Source organism: Oleiagrimonas sp. (genome assembly GCF_027858935.1).
Taxonomy (GTDB): domain Bacteria; phylum Pseudomonadota; class Gammaproteobacteria; order Xanthomonadales; family Rhodanobacteraceae; genus Oleiagrimonas.
This window is the reverse complement of record NZ_JAQIBU010000034.1, coordinates 1-2375: the sequence shown is the minus strand read 5'-3', so window position 1 is coordinate 2375 and position 2375 is coordinate 1. Positions and strand designations below refer to the sequence as shown.

Annotated in this window: 3 protein-coding genes; all 3 read left to right on the top strand. The window is 59.8% G+C overall.

Annotated features, from left to right (window positions below):
• Positions 1 to 342: DUF5668 domain-containing protein (locus PF446_RS01330; RefSeq protein WP_298068934.1), on the top strand; the 342-nt coding region annotated here is incomplete at its 5' end.
• Between the two features lie 63 nt (positions 343 to 405).
• Positions 406 to 1314: a glutaminase gene (locus PF446_RS01325; protein WP_298068932.1), complete on the top strand. Its 909-nt coding sequence runs from the start codon at positions 406 to 408 to the stop codon at positions 1312 to 1314.
• Between the two features lie 95 nt (positions 1315 to 1409).
• Positions 1410 to 2375 (top strand): transporter substrate-binding domain-containing protein (locus PF446_RS01320; protein ID WP_298068930.1); only part of this gene is annotated, 966 nt, incomplete at its 3' end.

The following is a 2375-nucleotide window of genomic DNA, read 5'->3' as shown; positions in this document are numbered from 1 at the left end:
GCGCAGGGTCTGGCGGTTGGCGTGGTGGTAATCGCCATCGGCCTTTACCTGCTGTTGGACAACCTGGGTGTGCACATGCCGTTCCTGCGCTACCACAACTGGTGGGCGGCGTTCATCCTGATTGGTGCGATCGGCCCGATCATGCAGGCGATGGGTCGGTATCGCGCCAGCGGCCGCTTTGACGGGATGGTCGCGCGCCATGCGCTCACGGCGCTGGTCATTGTCAGCGTGGCGCTGATGTTTCTGCTGGATCTGTCCTGGAACATCTGGTGGCCGATCTTCATCATCTATGGCGGATGCTGGATGCTGCTGAAGCCGCCACCGTCGTACGAGGACGAATAGCGCAAACATGCCTTGTGGTGGCTGGTGCGTTAGCATGGACCTGCATACACGCCAGGAACACCTTTGCTTTATCAGGACATCCTCGACCGTATCCATGCCGAAATCGTGCCCACGCTTCCGCAGGGGCGCGTGGCCGACTACATACCGCAGCTGGCTTGCGTGGACGAACGCAAGTTCGGCATGGCGCTATATGACGTCGACGGCCATTTCGCCAGTGTGGGCGATGCCGACGAGCGTTTTTCAATCCAGAGCATCTCCAAGGCCTTTACCCTGACCCAGGCCATGCGTACGGCCGACGAGCAGCTCTGGCAACGTGTCGGGCGCGAACCTTCAGGCAGCTCGTTCAATTCGCTGGTGCAACTGGAATACGAAAACGGCATTCCGCGCAATCCGTTCATCAACGCCGGCGCTCTGGTGGTCACCGACATCGTGCTATCGCAGCTTGGCGATGCCAAGGTCGCGTTGCGCGATTTTGCACGCCGCCTCAGTGGCGCCGAGGATGTCGACTACGATCTCACCGTGGCCGGTTCGGAAGCGCGGCTGGGTTACCGCAATGCCGCCCTGGCGTATTTCCTGAAAAGTTTCGGCAACCTGGAAAATCATCCCGATGCGGTCCTTGACGCGTACTTTCATCATTGTTCGCTGGCCATGAGCTGCCGTGAGCTGGCGAAATCGTTCATGTACCTGGCCCGGCACGGAGCCAATTCAGACGGGGAAGTGATAACTCCAAGCCAGGCCAAGTCGATCAACTCCCTGATGCTGACATGCGGGACCTACGACGCCGTGGGCGCCTTTGCCTACAGCGTCGGGCTTCCAGCCAAGAGTGGCGTGGGTGGCGGCATCGTTGCCGTCATGCCGGGACGGTTCAGCCTCTGCGTCTGGGCCCCTGGGCTCGACAATCGTGGCAATTCACTGGCCGGTTCGCAGGCTCTGGAGCGGTTTGCAACATGGACCGGGGAGTCGATCTTCTGAAGTTGCCTGGTCCCGTGCATTATGGATGGTTGTAACAGCAGGCATTGCAATTGCGGTATGTTGATGTTGTAGACCGTTGCAATGCAGGGGGAGTCATGCAGAACAGCAGGGTCGATCCATCCAACAACCGCATGCGGTTGGCCAAGGCCTCGACATGGATTTCGTTGATGCTTGTCTTTCTTTCCGTAGGCTGTGTTTCCAAACCGGATCCACTGCTGCAGCGGATCCGGGCGCGCGGCACCTTGATCGTTCTTACACGCAACGCCCCCACCACCTATTACATCGGACGGGACGACCGTCCGCAGGGCCCGGAGTTCGCCCTGGCCACGGCCTATGCCAAATCGCTGGGCGTGAAGCCCAAGTTCGTCATCAAGGACTCCATTACCGATTTGATGCAGGCCATGGCCAAGGGCGAAGGCGACATGATTGCCGCCGGCATGGTGCGCACGCCCAAACGCGAGAAGCATTTCGATTTCGGTCCCACCTACCAGACGGTCACCGAGCAAGTGGTGTGCCGGCGCGGAGGGCCTTCACCGAGCTCGATCGACGATCTGAGCTCCATCAACCTCAAGGTCGTGGCCGACAGCAGCTACGTGTCGCGACTGAAGGCGCTCAAGGTCAATCACCCGAATCTGCATTGGACGGTCAACAGAACCGAGGGTACCGAACAGCTTCTGCGCGAGGTGTGGTCGGGCAAGCTCGGCTGCACGGTGGCCGACTCGGACATTATCGCCATCAATCGCAGGTATTTTCCCAACCTGGTGGTCGCGCTGGACCTGAGCAAGCCGCAGAAACTGGCCTGGGTTCTTCCCAAGGGCGCGAATTCGCTCCAGGACAGCATGCAGAGCTGGTTGGCGGGGTATCGCAAGAGTGGCGCGCTCAAGAACGTGATGTATCACTATTACGGCCTGGCCAAGGTGTTCGACTATGTCGACACTCGAACCTATGTGCGCAAGATCCAGAAGGTCTATCCGCGCTATGCGCCGCTGTTCATCAAGGCCGCCAGCAAGCATGATCTTCCACCGCTGGTGCTGGCCGCGCAGGCGTATCAGGAGTCGCAC